Genomic DNA, 14,705 nt, shown 5'->3' with positions numbered 1-14,705 from the left:
CGTGGATCTGCAAAGTGTGGTGGGCCGGACGATGCACTCGGCATGGGAAATCCTCCACCGCGACGGCACGCCCGCCGAGGTGCAAGTCACCTTCTCGGCCGGGTCGTGCCTCGCTTTCACGGTGTGGACGGACTGGTCGCTGTGTGCGGAACTGCGCGCCCCGGGCCTCCCCGACTATCTGTGGCCTCCGGCCGACTTCACCTGGCGGAAGCTGCCGGTGGCGCTGTCAGAGATCGTGCGGGCGAAGGAGCTGTTCGACGAGGCCGGCGTGTTGAGTGGCGCCGAACTGGAGAGCCACGGCGCCCTCATCGCGGTCCGGTCCTACGGTGGCGAACTCGTCGTCACCTGGACGAGCGCCTGAAGCCCTTCGGATCCGCCAGATACCGGTCCAGATCCGGATCCTCGTGCAGCTCCGTGAACCCGTCCTCGACCTCCTGCCCCAGCTCCACCCGCAGCCGCGCCAGCGCCGCCCGGACGTCGGAGTTGAACCGCGCGCACCGCGCCTCCCGCCAAGGACCGGGATCCGGCGGATAGTCCCAGTTCAGCGACTCGTCGTACTGCTCCACCAAGCTCTCCAGCGAAGCACGCAACGCACGGCTCACCGGCGGGTCCACCGGGCCCGCGTCACCCCACAGCACGGCCCCCGAACCCGCGTCGAAGAAGAACCTCAGTTGACCTGGCGGCCCTGACCCTCCCAAAACGGCTCCCGCAGCTTGAACTTCTGGATTTTCCCCGTCGCCGTCCGGGGCAGCTCTTCCAGGAACTCCACCCGCTTCGGGCACTTGTACCCCGCCAAATACTCCCGGCAGTGCTTGATCAGCTCCTCCGAAGTCACCTCCGACGACGTGACCACGAGAGCCGTCACCAGCTCGCCCCACTTCTCGTCCGGGATCCCGATCACCGCGGCCTCCCGCACGGCCGGGTGCGAGTTCAGCGCGTCCTCCACCTCGATCGACGACACGTTCTCGCCACCCGAGATGATCACGTCCTTCTTGCGGTCCGCGATCGTCAGGTACCCGTCCGAGAACGTCCCGCCGTCGCCCGTGTGGAACCAGTTGCCTTCCTGCACGCGCGAAGTCTCCGCGGGGTTCTCCCAATACCCGTCCAGGTTGTGGTTCGACTGCGCGAGCACCTCGCCGTCCGTGTCGACGGCGATCCGGACGCCCAGCGCCGGCGTTCCCGCGCGGCCCAGCAGCTTGGCCTGCTCGTGCGGGTCCAGGTCCGCCCACTCGCTGCGCATCCGGTTGACCGTCAGCAGCGGCGCCGTCTCGGTCAGCCCGTAGATCTGGATGAACTCCCAGCCCAGCTCCGCCCGCACCCGCTCGATCGTGCGCGTCGGCGGCGGGGCGCCGGCCACGACGATCCGGACGCGGTCGCGGCCCGGGATCTCGCCCTCCCAGGTCGCCGCGCCGTCCAGCGCCGCCGTGACCACCGCGGGCGCGGCACACAGGATGGTCACGCCGTGCTCCTCGATCCGGCGCAGGATCTCCGTGCCGTCGACCTTCCTCAGCACGATGTGCCGCCCGCCGAGGCCGGTCACCGCGTACGGCATGCCCCAGCCGTTGCAGTGGAACATCGGCAGCGTGTGCAGCAGGACGTCGTGGTCGCTCAACGTCGTGTGCAGGCCGAACACGGCCGCGTTCAGCCAGATGTTGCGCTGGGTGAGCTGCACGCCCTTCGGCCGCGCGGTGGTGCCCGAGGTGTAGTTGATCGTCGCCGTCGCGGACTCGTCGCCGGCCCACGGCTCCGGCGTGCCGTCCCCGCCCCAGATCGCCTCGTCGTCGCGGCCCAGGACGAAGACGTGCTTGGCCGTCACCGTGTCCAGCAGGTGCGCCAGCTCGGGGTCGACGATCAGCACCTCCGCCCCGGAGTGCTCCACGATGTACTTGACCTCGGCCGGGGCCAGCCGGAAGTTCACCGGCACCAGGACCCGCCCCCAGCCGGACACCCCGAAGAACGACACGAGCAGCCGCGCGGCGTTGTGCGACACCATCGCGACCCGCCCGCCGACCGGCACGCCCAGCTCGTCGAGGTGTGCGGCCTGCGCGCGGGCCCGTCGCGCGACCTCGCGGTAGGTCAGCGAACCCCAGCTCGGCGCCGGCTGGTCCGGCTCGTCGACCACCGCGACGCGGTCCGGATACACCGTTTCCGCGCGGTCGAGGAAGTCCCGGACACCCAGATCGAAGAACATGCCCCCGATGATGACTCTTCGCAGGGTGCTCGCACCAGTCCGATGTGGTTCGCTGGAGCGCGATGGACTTCGACACGGTGGCCGGCGAGCTCTACGGGGGTGACCTCGCGGAGTTCGTCAGCGCGCGCAACGCGGCGGCGAAGGCTGCGAAGGCCGAAGGGGACGCCGAGCTCGCGGCCCGGATCCGGGAGCTGCGGAAGCCGACCACGGCTGCGGCGATCGTCAACCGCCTGGCCCGGGAAGACGCCGCCGAGCTGCGGGAGCTGGCCGAACTCGGCGACGAGCTGCGCGACGCCCACACCCGCCTGGCCGGCGACGACCTGCGGGCCCTGACCCGGCGCCGCGGCGAGCTGGTCCGGCGGATCGTCCGCGGGCTGCCGTCGATGAGCGACACCGTCTCCCGCGAGGTCGAGGCGACCCTCGAGGCCGTCGCGGCCGACCCGGAGACCGCGCGGCTCGCCGTGGCCGGCCTCCTGACGTCGGTGGCGCACCAGGACACCGACCAGTGGTTCACCCTGGCCGCGACCGCCCCGCCGTCCACCGGCAAGCGTCCGGCGAAACTGGTGGACAAGGCCGAACCGGCGAAGCCCAAAAAGGACCATCGGCGCGAGGAGGAAGACCGCAAGGAACGCGAACGCGCGCGGGCCGAGCGCGAGCGCCTGCGCAAGGAAGCCGCCGAGCTGGCCAAGGAGCGCGCGGTGGCCGAGCGCGACCTGGTCCGCACCGAGCGCGCCGCCGAGCAGGCGACGGCCCGCGTCGAGGACCTGCGCACCCGCCTGGCGGAGGCCGAGGAACGGTCCGAGCGCGCGACGGCGGAGTTCGAGAAAGCGAAGGAAACCTACGAGCAGGCCGACGCGGCCGCCGAGGAAGCCCGAAAGGCCGCCGAAGCGCGCTGACTCCGTGCTATCGTGGCGATGCGCCCCGGATGGGCCTACGCACGGAGGTAGTGGCTACTCAGCCCCCTTGAATCGACACGTTCTGCCGACCCTGGCAGAAGTGTGCCCTCCGCGCGCCCGTTCCGTGTCGCTTCACGGCCTCCGGCGATCACTTTCCTCGCCGAAGGAGCAGCTTGATCCAGCTCACCACGACCGGTGCCCGCACGGGCCGGCCGCACCGCATTCCCTTGGGTGCCTTGGACATCGACGGCCGCCTGGTCGTCGTCGCTTCGGCGATGGGCTCGCCGAAGCACCCCGCCTGGTACCACAACATCCGCCACAACCCGTTGGTCACCGTGGAAACCGAAGCCGAGACGTTCGAAGCGATGGCCGCGCTCCCGCCCGATCGCGACGCGTTGTTCGCCGAGGTCGTCGCGCGCGAACCGGGGTTCGCGGACTACCAGGCGAAGACGACCCGGGTGCTGCCGGTCGTGGAGCTGCACCGCCTCGACGCCGTGCGCCGCATGGGCGACTGGCTCGTCGAGGTGCACGACTGGCTGCGCGCCGAGCTGCGGAACCTGCGTGACGGCGGATCGCACCGCCTGAGGACGCGCTGCTCCGGCTTCTGCGCCGCCCTCACCCGGCACCACTCCGGGGAGGGCGCCGCGATCTTCCCCATGCTGGCCACGCGGTTCCCGGCCCTCGCGCCCACGCTGGACAAGCTGGGCGAGGAGCACGTCGTCGTCGCGCGGTTGCAGGAGGAGATCCAGCGTCTCGTCGACGAGGAAACCGATCCCGCCCGGCTGCGGACGGAGTTCGACCGGCTGGCGTCCGCTTTGGACGACCACTTCGCCTACGAGGAACGCACGATCGTCACCGCGCTGAACGCCCTCCTGCCCGCGCCCGGCTGATCAGAGCAGCACTTCGGCCATCCGCCGGTGGTTCTCCGCCTCCACTTCGGCCGACCGGCCGATCACCTGGAGGGCCACGTGGTCGGCGCCCGCGTCCACATGGGACCGCAGACCCTTCGCGATCTCCTCGGGGGTCCCGTGCAGCGCGAGGTCGTCGATCAGCCGATCGCTGCCGCCGTCCGCGACGTCGGCGTCGGTGTACCCGTGGCGCAGCAGGTTGTTCACGTAGTTGCGCAGCCCGAGGTAGGGCTCGCGGATGAAGGCACGGCCGACTTCGCGAGCCTCCTCGGCGGTGCCGACGACGACTTTCTGCTCCGGGGCCAGGATCTTGCCCGCCCCCAGGACCGACCTCGCGTGCCGCGTGTGCGCGACCGGCACGAGGTAGGGGTGCGCGCCCGCCGTGCGGTCGCGGGCCAGGCGCAGCACCCGGTCGCCGAGCGCGGCGAGCACCCGGGCGTCGGCGGGCACCCCGGCCGCGTCGAGCCGGTCGAGGAAGCCGACGAGCGTGTCGTACGGGCTGTGGTAGCCGGTGACCGACTCGGGGTGGCCGACGCCGATCCCCAGCAGCAAGCGCTTTCCGTACCGCTGGGCCAGCCGGTGGTACGACTCGGCCAGCGGCTCCGGCTCGTCGGCCCAGACGTTCACGATCGCCGTCGCCACGGTGATCCGCTCGGTCGCGGCCAGGATGTCTTCGACCAGGGCGAGGTCGCTGATCGAGGCCCGCCCGGTGCCGAGCCAGGCCGTGCCGTAGCCCAGCTTGTCCGCCGCGATGGCGTGCTGCTTGCGGGTCGGGTCGTCGCGGTGCGGGGACAGGAACACGCCGTAGGTGCCGAGGTTCACTACATTTGCCATAGGGATCAATGTAGCAAATGTAGCGTCGTCAGTTCGAGAGGCGGTGCAGCCACTCCCGCAGCAGGTGCCGCTCGGTGGTGGTCAGCTCGTCGACGTCGTCCTCGAGCGCGGTCGACAAAGCGACCGCGAGCGCGCCGACGGACGAGCCCTCGGCCGGCCGCTCGGTGAGGAGCCCGGCCAGCACCGCCTCCCTGACCTGCGCGGACATCGCCAGGTCACGGCGCTCCTCGGGCTCGGCGATGAGGCTGAGCGTGACTCCGCTGTTCGCCGCCGCGAACTGCCGCGCCGCCTCCGCCGCTTCGACGCGCAACCGGCCGTCACGCGCGAGCGGCGTGAACAGCTCCAGCAGCATCGCTTCGGCACTCGAGGTGAGGTTGCACGGCACGCCCGGCTCGATCTGGCCGTAGAGCAGCACGTAGAACTGCGGGTTCTCCAGGCCGTACCCGACGTGGCGGTCCCAGCCCGCGCGGATCCGGTCCACCGGGTCGCCGCCCGGCTCGGGAGCCTGCACGTACTGCGTGAAGCCGTAGTTGACGACGGCGTCGAGCAGGCCCTGCTTGCTGCCGAAGTGGTGGTACAGCGTGGGGGCCTGGACGCCGGCGCGCTCGCAGATCGCCCGCGTCGACACCGGGCCGCCCTGCGCCTCGTGCAGGAGCTGCCCGGCGGCCAGCAGCAGGCGGTCGCGGGTGCTGGTGGCGTTGCTCGATCGTCCGGCCATGTAGCAATTGTAGCGCCGGTCTGTAGCGTCAAGCTCGCAGGCGCAGCTGGATCCGGCGGAGCCCGGCGAAGGCGTTCAGCACCACCGGGTCGGTCGTCGCCGCGTCCGGGCGCACCGACCGGTAGCCGTCCAGGAGCGCCTCCCGCAGCTCGTCCCGCTGCGGCAGGTGCTTCAGCTCGTCGAGCGCCACGGCGAGGTCGTACGCGTAGTGCCCGTACCCGCAGTCGTCGAAGTCGATCACCCGGACGCGGCCGCGGTGGAACAGGTAGTTCTCCTGGCGCAGGTCACCGTGGACCAGGCCGAAGACGTCGGCGCCGCACCCGAGGCCGGCCCGTACCGCGCGGACCCGCCCGGCGGCGGTGCGGACCCGTTCGTCGCCGCCGGCCTGCGCAACCGCCCGGTCGAGCACGGCGTCGGAGAAGCCGTCGACCTGCGAGCGGCCGAACTCGGTCAGGTCGTCGACGCGGCCGCGGTCGAGGCCGTTCATCCGCGCGCCGTGCAGGTGCAGCCGCGCGGTGAACTCGCCGACCGCGTAGAGCTGCGGCGCGCTGAGCCGTTCGTCGACGAACCGGCCGTCGACCCAGTGGCACAGCACGCAGGTGCGCGGCTCCGGCACCGCCGGGTCGGCGACGACGGTGACCAGGTCCCGCGTCCGCGTCGGCACCGGCCGCGGGACGACGAGGTCGGTTTCGCGGCCCAGCGCGGCGAGCCAGGCCATTTCGGCCCGCACCTGCGCGGCGCCCGGGCCGTCCGCGCGCTGCACCCGCAGCACGTACCGGTGGCCGTCGGCGCCGTCGACGCGGAACGTCGTGTTGAGCCCGCGGCCCAGCGGCGTCAACCGGGCCACCGGCACGTCGTAGTCGGTCAGGGCGGCTTCGGCGAGCCGGCGCAGGCGTCTGGTGCGGCCGGAGCGGTCGAGCCCGGCGAACGGCCGTTCGTTCGCCGTCGAGCCCGCCATGGCCCACGTGCTCAGCTGATCGACCGTTCCGGCTCGCGGGAGTGCGCGACGAGCTCGATCGTCGGCGTGTGGCGCCCGCCGCCACCCAGCCGCTCGACCCCGCGCAGTCCCTCGACCAGCCGCTCGACCTCGGTGTCCGGCCGCACCCCGAAGCGCATGAACTGGCTGGTCATGCCGATCTTGTTGCCGCACTGGCGCACCAGCAGGTGGTGTTCGGCGAGCAGGTAGTCGCACAGCTCGGCGCCGTCGACCGAGCCGGGCAGCTTGACGAGCAGGAAGTTCGCCTGCGACGGGAACACCGTCAGCTCGGGGAACTGGTTCAGCTGCGAGTTCATCATGAACCGGTCGAGGGCGAGCTTCTTGAGGCTGTCCTCGTACTCCGCGCGGCGCTCGGCGAGCATGAAGATGACGGTTTCGGCGAGCGAGTTCAGGTTCCACTTCGGCAGCGCGCCCGACAGCTTGCGCGTCAACGCCGGGTTCGAGACCTGGTAGCCGAAGCGGATCCCGTGCAGCCCGAAGTTCTTGCCGAGGCTCTTCAGCACGATGACGTTCGGCCGCACGACGGCTTCGGCGGCCACCGACGGGTTCATCTCGGCCTCGACGAAGTCGATGAACGACTCGTCGACCACCACGAGGTCGAGGTCTTCGAGGGCGTCCATGAACCGGATCACCTCGCGGCGCGGCAGGTACCCGCCGTCGGGGTTGTTCGGGTTGCACAGCACCGCGACCCGGGAGCCGCGGCGCTTGATGAAGTCGACGTACTCGTCCACGCGCAGCTCGAAGTTGTCGGACTCCTTGAGCAGGAACATGTCCACGCGCTTGCCGGTTTCGAGCGGCTGGTCCGTCCAGCGGCCGAACGTCGGGATCGGCACGGCGATGCTGGCGTCGACCAGCAGCCGGTCGATCCAGGTGATCAGCTCGGTCGAGCCGTTGGCCAGCGAGATCGTCGACGGGTTGAGCCGCAGCACGTGCGCCAGCTGCGCGGTGATCGCGCCCGCGTCGCTCGGGTAGAACTTGAGGATCGTGCGGAGGTTGCGCTCGAGTTCGCCGAACATCTCGTCGGTGGGGAAGTACGGGTTGCAGGGGATGCAGAAGTCCGCGAGGTCGTCGGCGTGCTGCCCCATCGCCCTGGCCACGGAGAAGAACGACGGGCTGTGGGCCGCACTCTGCTGGAAAAGGCCTCTGGTGGTCATACCGTGCCGCACGCGTGGTCTCCGTCCGCCGCTTTACCGGCCCCTTGCCTTCCCGATGGGGATACGTGTGAATCGGACGAACGGTTCACCGGCGGTCACGGCGTAGATCCCGGTGCCGGCCAGCGCGGCGCCGGCCAGCACGGACAGCGCCAGCAGGGGGAGCGGTGCGGTCAGCGGGTCGATGCCGGCGAAGGACTCGACGCCGATGACCGCGGTGAGCACGGCGTCGGCGACGACCGCGATGGTCACGACGCGCAGCCGGTGCGTTTCGGGCCAGCGGGTGAAGCGCAGGACCCACGCCAGCGCGGGGAGCACGAGGATCGCGTGCATGGCGACCGCGTGCAGCGGCTTGAGCGAGCCGGCGGTGGTGTACGCGCCCTGGGGGTTGCCGCCGCGGGCCTCGACCACGCCGCGGGCGATCATCACCGCGCCGGTGGCCAGTGCGACCAGGAGGACGACCAGGCCGGCGCGGACGGCCAGGCGCAGGCTCGCCGCCTCCGGCCCGGGCTCGACCAGTGCCGCGGCGGTGAAGCCGATGATCGTCAGGATGAGCACGCCGCCACCCGCGGCGAGCGTCATCGACACGACGTTGTCGAACGGCGTCTCGAAGTTGAAGTGCGACGGCACGCCGCGCCACGCCTGCATGCTGACCAGCACGACCTCGGCGACGCTCGCGGCCGTGAACGCGCCGAGGAGGATCGAGCGCAGCCGGGGCCGGACGGTGAGGAACGACGTCGCCCAGGCGACCGACGCGAGCGTCAGCCCGAACGACAGGCCGAACGTGACGGCCTTGCGCATCGACAGCGGGCCCAGCCACGAGCCGCCGGTGGCGAGGAGCACGATCGCGTGCCCGACGCCGCTCACGAACAGTGCCGCGCCGATCGCGTAGGCGATCCGCTCGGCGCGTCGGCCGTCGTGCCGGATCCGGGTCAGTGCGTTCATGGCGCCGAGTGTCGCGCCCCGGAGGCGGTCACCGCGTCGGCCCGGTGGCGGCACCGCGGCGTACGACGACGGGCGTACGGCAATCGCGGAGAAATGTCGAAAAGTGTTGGTAAAGGAATTGCGTTGTTCTTGACCGAAAAAGGGGAATCGCGTGTGCCGCGACACTCGCCAGGCGGATGCGCCGCGGCCGGAAGAGTTCTACCATCGAATCATGTACATCGCCCTGCTGACCTACACAGCGCCCGAAACAGAAGTGGACTACGCGCTTCCGGACCATTCGGACTGGTTGCGCAAGCAATTCACGAAGGGAGTCTTCCTCGTTTCCGGAAAGGGGAGCGGCACGGCCGACCACGTGATCCTGACGCGCTCGGTGCTGCGCGGCAGGCTCGACGCGATCCTCGCCAGTGATCCGTTCGTCGTCCGGCGCCTCGCCCGCTACGAGGTCATCGAGTTCACCGCCACGCGCACCGCGCAGGAGCTGCTGGCGATCAACGAGGCCATCGCCTCCTGAGGAGTTCCGCCACGGTCGGGTGGCCCGGCGACGAGGCCCCGCCACCTGCCGGCGAAGAGCCCCTGTTCAGGGGCTGCGCACTTTCCCTTGCGGCACAAGGAAAATAGCCTCCGCCATCTGAGTTCACCCGATTCAGCGATGATCTTTCGCACGCATGTTCGGTAGCTTCGGAGGCATGACCACCACTCTTTCCCCGCCCGTCCACCGAAGACCGTCGCCGCACCCGCGGCGATCACAGCAGCCGGCGAAAATGCTCCGCCATCTCGAGCCGCCCGGCTTCGTGTGGCGTGAGCCAAGCGAAGTCGTCGTGCTCTTCCGGGTTGAGCACGACCTCTCCGGTGCCGTCTTCTTCCACCCGGTAAACGCAAGCGTGGATCTCCATCGCGCGCCCGGCGACGTCCGGCCAGGAATCGCGAGCGAGCTCATCCGTGACCCGGACCCGCAATCCCGTTTCCTCCGCCACTTCCCGGACCGCGGTGGCTTCGAAGGCCTCGCCCGGCTCGACCGTCCCGCCGGGCAGTTCCCACCGCCCCGCGAGGAAGACCCCGGGCCCGCGCCGGAGGAACAGCACGCGGTCACCGCGGGCGATCCAGCAGTACGCCAGGTGCTTCTGCGCGATCTCCGTCATGTGCGCGATTCTCGCTCAGTTGGTCTTCGACGTCGGCAGGTGGGCGCCGAGATACCCGACGTACACCGTGCCCGTGCGGTCGGTGTCGTCGAGGAAGTGCAGCCGCGGCGCCGGCGACTTGAAGCGCTCCAGGGCGATGTGGGCGCCGAAGTAGTCGCGGCCGACCGGGTTGGTCCGCGGGTCGACGCGGAACGTCCGGGCCTGCCGGAGCCGTTCGTTCGTGGTCACGGTGTCCGACTCGGCCAGGGCGATGATGTTGGCGCTGATCAGCGAACCCGGCTGGCCGGTGCGGGCGAACGCGAGCACGTCCGAAAGCTCGGGTCCGGGATCCTGGCCCGCGTCGAGCAGCGTGGTCCGCGCGCACGCATAGGCGTCGAGGGTGCGGAGCGCGTCCCAGGCTTTGCGGCGCCAGGCGGCGGCTTTCGGGTGGTGGTCGAGGATCGCGGCCGGAGCCGGTTCGGCCGTGATCGCGAGGTGCTTGAGCGTCGCCGTCGCGACGGCGATCAGCTCGGCGAAACTCGGGAACTCCTCGGGCGGCCGCTCAGCGGCGGCGACCGCGTCGTCGGCGTCGTGGTACCGGGCGAGCGTGCCCGCCAGCAGCCCGTTCACGCGCCTGAGCTCGTCGCGTTCGGTCTCCGTCTCCTCGAACGCGCGCGCGTAGTCGTCCACCTCGCCCTGCAACTGCGCGAGCTGCGTCCGCAGGCACGCGACGTCGATCGCGGAGAGCTCTTCGAGCCGGTGGCGCAGCACCTTGGCCTCGCCGGCGTGCCGGTCCCGGTCCGCGGCGTCGGCCTTCGACTGCTTGCGCAGGATCGTGATCACGCCCCGCGCCTCCGCCAGCTCGCGCTCGGCGCGGTCCAGCTTCTCCGTCAGCTCCGCGTCCGGTTCGCGCTCCGGCGCGTCGAACGGATCCGCGGCGTACCAGGCTTTCACGCTCGGCACCTCCGCCCATTCCTCGGGCAGTGGCGTCCGGCCGCGCGTCTGGAGCAGCCGCGTGATCGCGCCCTGCAACGCCTCGCCGGACACCGGGCTGGCCGTCTCGACGAAGTCCGGGAGCTGGTCGCACAGCGGCGCGTACAGCCGCGCGCCCTGCGGCACCTCGTAGCCGAGGGGCACGTGCTGGTTGAGGGTGCGGCGGAAGCGGTCGTCGACGTCGAAGACGTTGACCAGGCCGGGCCAGCCGTCGACCGGGACCGTCGGCGGTTCGGTGAGCATCAGCACCGCCGACGTCCGCCACGGCGCCACCAGCGCTTCGCCGAGCAGTTCCGCGACGCGGTCGCACTCCTCGCGAGACCATCCGCGCATCGCGAGAACCGGTGCTTCGATCGGGATTTCGTCACTCCCGCTCGCGCCGAGCTCCTCCAGCCCGATCCGGTGCGCCGGCGCTTCGTGGCAGCTGCGCCAAGGCCGCGAGCACGCGGCGGCCAGCAACCACGCCACGCGGTCTTCGCCGGCGTGGTAGCACAGCGAAAGCAATACCTGAACGGAGTAGCGCCCCTCGCCGCCCGTCCACCCGAACTTCAGGTCGCAGCGGCGCGAACCGCCGTCGTCGGAGAAGCCGAGATCGGCGATCGTGTAGTCGTCGTGCTGCCGCTGGCGGGCGATCAGCCTGCCGCGCAAGGCGTCCAGGGGGCGTTTTCCCTCGGTGGGGACCAGTCCGTGGTGCCAGATCCGGTGCACCCCCACAGGACTCAACTCCGTTCGCCGGGAACAGGACCTCAAGCGAACATAGCGGATCCTGTGATCGGGCGAACGCGGGGCGTCACCTCAAGTGCGCGTCCAAAAGCAGAACGGGTGCCCGGCCGGATCGAAGCAGACGCGGACGTCCGCCTGCGGCTGGAAGTCCGCGACCACGCCACCCGCGGCGGTCGCGGCCGCCGTCGCCGCGTCGAGGTCGTCGACCTCGATGTCGAGGTGCATCTGCATCTGCTGGGCGCCGCCGGCGGGCGGCCACACCGGCGGGAGGTGGTCGGTCTCGAGCTGGAACGACAGCCCGGCACCGCCGTCGTCCGGGCGCAACGTCACCCAGTCCGGCTCGTCGGTCTTGATCGGCCAGCCGAGCAGTTTCGAGTAGAACTCGGCGAGGACACGCGGTTCCGGCGTGCCCAGCACCGTGGAGGTCAGCTTCATGATCCGGTGGTACCCGCCGGCGCGGGACTTCTACCGGGCCGGACCGGTCTGGGTGTCGAAGTAGGCGACGGGCGGGCCGACCTGCCGCCACGACGTCGTCGCGAACACCGCGGCCCCCGACAACGCGAGCAGCGCGGTGACGACGGCGAGCGTGGCGCCGATCCGGCCCGGACCGGGCCGGGTGCGCGCACCGGCGTGGACGCCGAAGACCAGCGCCAGCACGCTGATCGGCAGCAACGCGAACCACAGTGCGCCGAGGACCAGCACGAACGCCTGCGCGACCCAGGAGTACACCCACGCGGTCACGACCGGCGGCCGCACGATCAGCCAGGCCGCCCAGGTGGCGACGGCGAGCGTGAGCCCGGACGCGCCGATCGCGAGCGACGCGATCGCCAGGCCACGGCCGGGTCGCGTGGTTTCGGCCGGTTCGGCTTCGAACTCCGGTTCCCCCATGCCGGGAACATCTTGGCGAACTGCTTCGGCGTTACGTGGAATACCCCGCCGCTGCGTAGGTTGGTTCCAGGCACAGGCGAAAGATCACTGAGGGAGCCGCCATGTCGTCCGAGCACATCCAGGGGACCGTCGCCGACGGGTTCGAGTCCGTCCGAGAGGAGTTCGCCGCCGTCGCGACCGGTGAAGGCGGTGACTACGCCGCCCAGCTCGTGGCGCACGTCGACGGCGAGCGCGTCGTCGACCTGTGGACCGGCCCCGAGATCACCGCCGACTCGCTGACCGGCGTGTTCTCCTCGACGAAGGGCGCGGCGCACCTGGTGGTGGCGCTGCTCGTCCAGGACGGCGTGCTCGACCTCGACCAGCGGGTCAGCCACTACTGGCCGGAGTTCGGCGCGGCGGGCAAGGCCGCGATCACGCTGCGGGAGCTGCTCGCGCACCGCGCCGGCGTCGTGGGCGCGGACGCGGGCTTCACGGCCGACGAGATCGCCGACGACCGCGTGATCGCCGAGCGGCTCGCCCCGCAGCGGCCGTACTGGCGCCCCGGCACGCAGTTCGGCTACCACGCGCTGGTGATCGGCGCCCTGACCGGCGAGGTCGTGCGGAGGGTGACCGGCCGCAGCATCCAGGAGCACTACGAGGAGCGCATCCGGCAGCCGTTCGGCTTGGACTTCTACCTGGGGCTGCCGGACGAGCTGGAGCCGCGGTTCCTGACGACGCAGCCGATGCTGCCGACCCCGGAGCAGCTGGCCGAGCTGGAGGCGAACGCGACGGGCCCGGACAGCATCAGCGGCATCGCGTTCAACCGCAACCACCCGAAGGGACCGGAGCTCTGGGACCTCCCGAACCTCAAGGTGGTCCGCAGGCTGAGCCCGGCGTCGGTGGGCGGCGTGGCATCGGCCCGAGGCCTGGCAGGGATGTACGCGGCGGCGATCACGGGCCCCAACCGCCTCCTGAACCCGGAGACGGCGGCGGAGTTCGCCCAGATCCATTCGATCGGAGCGGACCTGTCGACCCGCAACCACAACGCATTCGGCCTGGGTTTCGCAGTCGTCTCGGACGACTACCCGGTCCTGGGGCAGGGAGCATTCGGCCACAGCGGCGCGGCAGGTTCCCAGGCATTCGCCGACCCCCGCAGCGGCTTGGCCTACGGCTACAACCGCCGCAGGTTCGCATTCCCAGGCGGAGCGGCCCCGGAGAACGTGAGGCTGGTAGCAGCAATCCACAAGGCGGTGACAGACCAGCGGGCGTGACGAGTAAGGGTCCACAAAGGACTCTCCCGGCCGGACGGCGAGGAGAGCACTGGTCTCGCCAGCAGGGATCGCCGAGCGCGAGGCCGGTGCGGACAGGCGAGACGCAGAGCCGGCAAGAAGCGCCGGTCGGCGAGGGGCAGCCCGGCGCGTAGTCGGAAGGGGAGGGGCTGGTCGGCGCGGGGCGGGTTGGTGCGGGTTGGTGCGGGGCGGTTAGGGGCGGGCGGGGCCGGAAGTGGAGCAGACCGCCCGCAACCGGCCGCCGCAATCGGGCGGCCGGCGGTGGAGCGGACCGACCGCAAGCGGGCGGCACAATCGAGTGCCCGAAGCAGGCGTGCGCAGGTTCGGCGACCGTCAGCCAGGGCCAGGGCCAGGGCCAGGGCCAGGGCCAGGGCCAAGGCCAAGGCCAAGGCAGGTCCGGCGCGTAGCCGGCACCGCCGGCCCCAGGCCATCTCCAGCCAACGCCGAGCAACCCGACCAAAGCCCACACCTCCGGCCGAACCAGACAGCCGCCGGCCGAGGGCAAGGGTCGCCGTGTGCACCCGGCTTAACCCCTCACCCCGGACGGCCCCGGCCCGCACTCGGCCACCCGGCGGGATGCACGTCCGCAATGGACGTCGTTACAGAGTTCACTCGTTAGGACGTTCCGGCCGAGACGTTTGGCCTGTTCACGCGGCCCGGGCTGACTTTCAGTAGCGAAAACTCTCCCGATCATTGCTCCGTTGTGGAACTATTGGCCCATTCGCGGGGAGAGGGCCCCGCGACGGGGACTCACCGTCACGGCGAGCGGCCCCATGCAGATCCCCAGGGGAGAGGAGATCGACCATGTCGACGCCCACGGACACCAAGCCGGAGGAAACCCCGGAGCCGGTCGAGAAGGCCGGACCGGTGGTCCCGCACCCGGAGGCCGACGAGCACGGCTGGGTGCACATCGACCACCCGCCGCTCAAGGACGGCCCGGTCGTGACTCCGAACTGCGGGTCGCCCTGCTACCAGGTCGCCCGCTGAGCTTCATCAAGCTGTGATCGCCCGCCTGCCGATCTTCGACCGGTAGGCGGGCGTCATTTCGTCACGAGCTGTGCTGTCATAGGGGAGT

At 71.0% G+C, this 14,705-nt stretch carries 17 protein-coding genes; 6 read left to right on the top strand and 11 right to left on the bottom strand.

What is annotated here, in order from left to right:
- Window position 1 precedes the first annotated feature (1 nt).
- Window positions 2-361, top strand: coding sequence for a hypothetical protein (locus QSK39_RS02820; RefSeq protein ID WP_285476093.1), 360 nt, complete (start codon window positions 2-4; stop codon window positions 359-361).
- On the opposite strand, the gene QSK39_RS02815 is transcribed toward QSK39_RS02820, so the two are convergent.
- Complete coding sequence (locus QSK39_RS02815) at window positions 342-638, bottom strand: immunity protein CdiI family protein (RefSeq protein ID WP_285476092.1); 297 nt, start codon at window positions 636-638, stop codon at window positions 342-344. The two genes, QSK39_RS02820 and QSK39_RS02815, sit on opposite strands and share 20 nt — an antisense overlap.
- Window positions 639-667: 29 nt before the next feature.
- Window positions 668-2,191 carry an AMP-binding protein gene (locus tag QSK39_RS02810; RefSeq protein WP_285476091.1) on the bottom strand — a complete coding sequence of 508 codons (1,524 nt, stop codon included), beginning with the start codon at window positions 2,189-2,191 and terminating at the stop codon, window positions 668-670.
- A gap of 62 nt (window positions 2,192-2,253) precedes the next feature.
- Between QSK39_RS02810 and QSK39_RS02805 the strand changes: the two genes are divergently transcribed.
- Together QSK39_RS02805 and QSK39_RS02800 are read left to right on the top strand one after the other, a co-directional pair.
- Entirely contained in the window at window positions 2,254-3,087 is an 834-nt protein-coding gene (locus tag QSK39_RS02805; protein ID WP_285476090.1) for a hypothetical protein, read from the top strand.
- Between the two features lie 173 nt (window positions 3,088-3,260).
- On the top strand, window positions 3,261-3,977 hold the full coding sequence (locus tag QSK39_RS02800; RefSeq protein WP_285476089.1) for a nitroreductase/quinone reductase family protein: 717 nt from the start codon (window positions 3,261-3,263) through the stop codon (window positions 3,975-3,977).
- On the opposite strand, the gene QSK39_RS02795 is transcribed toward QSK39_RS02800, so the two are convergent.
- The 5 genes from QSK39_RS02795 to QSK39_RS02775 are packed head-to-tail and all read right to left on the bottom strand — an operon-like array spanning window position 3,978 to window position 8,640.
- The gene (locus tag QSK39_RS02795; RefSeq protein ID WP_285476088.1) at window positions 3,978-4,829 is read right to left on the bottom strand and encodes a TIGR03620 family F420-dependent LLM class oxidoreductase; all 852 of its coding nucleotides are present in this window, start codon (window positions 4,827-4,829) and stop codon (window positions 3,978-3,980) included.
- A gap of 28 nt (window positions 4,830-4,857) precedes the next feature.
- The gene (locus tag QSK39_RS02790; protein ID WP_285476087.1) at window positions 4,858-5,547 is read right to left on the bottom strand and encodes a TetR/AcrR family transcriptional regulator; all 690 of its coding nucleotides are present in this window, start codon (window positions 5,545-5,547) and stop codon (window positions 4,858-4,860) included.
- A 28-nt stretch (window positions 5,548-5,575) separates the two neighbouring features.
- Window positions 5,576-6,505 carry a phosphotransferase enzyme family protein gene (locus tag QSK39_RS02785; protein ID WP_285476086.1) on the bottom strand — a complete coding sequence of 310 codons (930 nt, stop codon included), beginning with the start codon at window positions 6,503-6,505 and terminating at the stop codon, window positions 5,576-5,578.
- An 11-nt stretch (window positions 6,506-6,516) separates the two neighbouring features.
- Window positions 6,517-7,698, bottom strand: a complete 1,182-nt coding sequence (locus QSK39_RS02780) for a pyridoxal phosphate-dependent aminotransferase (RefSeq protein WP_285476085.1) — start codon at window positions 7,696-7,698, stop codon at window positions 6,517-6,519.
- A gap of 33 nt (window positions 7,699-7,731) precedes the next feature.
- Window positions 7,732-8,640 carry a hypothetical protein gene (locus QSK39_RS02775; RefSeq protein ID WP_285476084.1) on the bottom strand — a complete coding sequence of 303 codons (909 nt, stop codon included), beginning with the start codon at window positions 8,638-8,640 and terminating at the stop codon, window positions 7,732-7,734.
- A gap of 211 nt (window positions 8,641-8,851) precedes the next feature.
- Here QSK39_RS02775 and QSK39_RS02770 point away from each other — a divergent pair, with 211 nt between their 5' ends.
- The gene (locus QSK39_RS02770) at window positions 8,852-9,151 is read left to right on the top strand and encodes a YciI family protein (RefSeq protein WP_285477913.1); all 300 of its coding nucleotides are present in this window, start codon (window positions 8,852-8,854) and stop codon (window positions 9,149-9,151) included.
- 232 nt (window positions 9,152-9,383) lie between these two features.
- Here the strand turns inward: QSK39_RS02770 and QSK39_RS02765 are convergent, their stop codons facing one another.
- The 4 genes from QSK39_RS02765 to QSK39_RS02750 all read right to left on the bottom strand — a co-directional run bounded on the left by QSK39_RS02765 (window position 9,384) and on the right by QSK39_RS02750 (window position 12,362).
- Window positions 9,384-9,779 (bottom strand): NUDIX domain-containing protein, encoded by a 396-nt coding sequence (locus tag QSK39_RS02765; protein ID WP_285476083.1) that lies wholly within the window; start codon window positions 9,777-9,779, stop codon window positions 9,384-9,386.
- A 15-nt stretch (window positions 9,780-9,794) separates the two neighbouring features.
- Window positions 9,795-11,465, bottom strand: a complete 1,671-nt coding sequence (locus QSK39_RS02760; RefSeq protein ID WP_285476082.1) for a hypothetical protein — start codon at window positions 11,463-11,465, stop codon at window positions 9,795-9,797.
- An 81-nt stretch (window positions 11,466-11,546) separates the two neighbouring features.
- The gene (locus tag QSK39_RS02755; RefSeq protein ID WP_285476081.1) at window positions 11,547-11,909 is read right to left on the bottom strand and encodes a VOC family protein; all 363 of its coding nucleotides are present in this window, start codon (window positions 11,907-11,909) and stop codon (window positions 11,547-11,549) included.
- A gap of 30 nt (window positions 11,910-11,939) precedes the next feature.
- A complete protein-coding gene (locus tag QSK39_RS02750) occupies window positions 11,940-12,362 on the bottom strand; it encodes a hypothetical protein (protein ID WP_285476080.1) in 423 nt (140 codons plus the stop codon).
- 101 nt (window positions 12,363-12,463) lie between these two features.
- Between QSK39_RS02750 and QSK39_RS02745 the strand changes: the two genes are divergently transcribed.
- Both QSK39_RS02745 and QSK39_RS02740 read left to right on the top strand, forming a co-directional pair.
- The gene (locus tag QSK39_RS02745; RefSeq protein WP_285476079.1) at window positions 12,464-13,612 is read left to right on the top strand and encodes a serine hydrolase domain-containing protein; all 1,149 of its coding nucleotides are present in this window, start codon (window positions 12,464-12,466) and stop codon (window positions 13,610-13,612) included.
- 822 nt (window positions 13,613-14,434) lie between these two features.
- A complete protein-coding gene (locus QSK39_RS02740) occupies window positions 14,435-14,617 on the top strand; it encodes a hypothetical protein (RefSeq protein WP_285476078.1) in 183 nt (60 codons plus the stop codon).
- Window positions 14,618-14,705: the final 88 nt, after the last annotated feature.

Origin of the sequence: Amycolatopsis sp. NBRC 101858 (genome assembly GCF_030269325.1) — a bacterium.
Lineage (GTDB): Bacteria > Actinomycetota > Actinomycetes > Mycobacteriales > Pseudonocardiaceae > Amycolatopsis > Amycolatopsis ponsaeliensis.
Note: the sequence above shows the minus strand (reverse complement) of the source record. Positions and strands in the feature narration are given on the sequence as shown.

What these genes read in the sequence shown, in the direction of transcription:
- QSK39_RS02765 (WP_285476083.1), bottom strand. Translation starts at nt 9,779, where the DNA reads ATGACGGAGATCGCGCAGAAGCACCTGGCGTACTGCTGGATCGCCCGC.
- QSK39_RS02740 (WP_285476078.1), top strand. Translation starts at nt 14,435, where the DNA reads ATGTCGACGCCCACGGACACCAAGCCGGAGGAAACCCCGGAGCCGGTC.
- QSK39_RS02755 (WP_285476081.1), bottom strand. Translation starts at nt 11,909, where the DNA reads ATGAAGCTGACCTCCACGGTGCTGGGCACGCCGGAACCGCGTGTCCTC.
- QSK39_RS02795 (WP_285476088.1), bottom strand. Translation starts at nt 4,829, where the DNA reads ATGGCAAATGTAGTGAACCTCGGCACCTACGGCGTGTTCCTGTCCCCG.
- QSK39_RS02785 (WP_285476086.1), bottom strand. Translation starts at nt 6,505, where the DNA reads ATGGCGGGCTCGACGGCGAACGAACGGCCGTTCGCCGGGCTCGACCGC.
- QSK39_RS02780 (WP_285476085.1), bottom strand. Translation starts at nt 7,698, where the DNA reads ATGACCACCAGAGGCCTTTTCCAGCAGAGTGCGGCCCACAGCCCGTCG.
- QSK39_RS02750 (WP_285476080.1), bottom strand. Translation starts at nt 12,362, where the DNA reads ATGGGGGAACCGGAGTTCGAAGCCGAACCGGCCGAAACCACGCGACCC.
- QSK39_RS02810 (WP_285476091.1), bottom strand. Translation starts at nt 2,191, where the DNA reads ATGTTCTTCGATCTGGGTGTCCGGGACTTCCTCGACCGCGCGGAAACG.
- QSK39_RS02745 (WP_285476079.1), top strand. Translation starts at nt 12,464, where the DNA reads ATGTCGTCCGAGCACATCCAGGGGACCGTCGCCGACGGGTTCGAGTCC.
- QSK39_RS02770 (WP_285477913.1), top strand. Translation starts at nt 8,852, where the DNA reads ATGTACATCGCCCTGCTGACCTACACAGCGCCCGAAACAGAAGTGGAC.
- QSK39_RS02790 (WP_285476087.1), bottom strand. Translation starts at nt 5,547, where the DNA reads ATGGCCGGACGATCGAGCAACGCCACCAGCACCCGCGACCGCCTGCTG.
- QSK39_RS02775 (WP_285476084.1), bottom strand. Translation starts at nt 8,640, where the DNA reads ATGAACGCACTGACCCGGATCCGGCACGACGGCCGACGCGCCGAGCGG.
- QSK39_RS02805 (WP_285476090.1), top strand. Translation starts at nt 2,254, where the DNA reads ATGGACTTCGACACGGTGGCCGGCGAGCTCTACGGGGGTGACCTCGCG.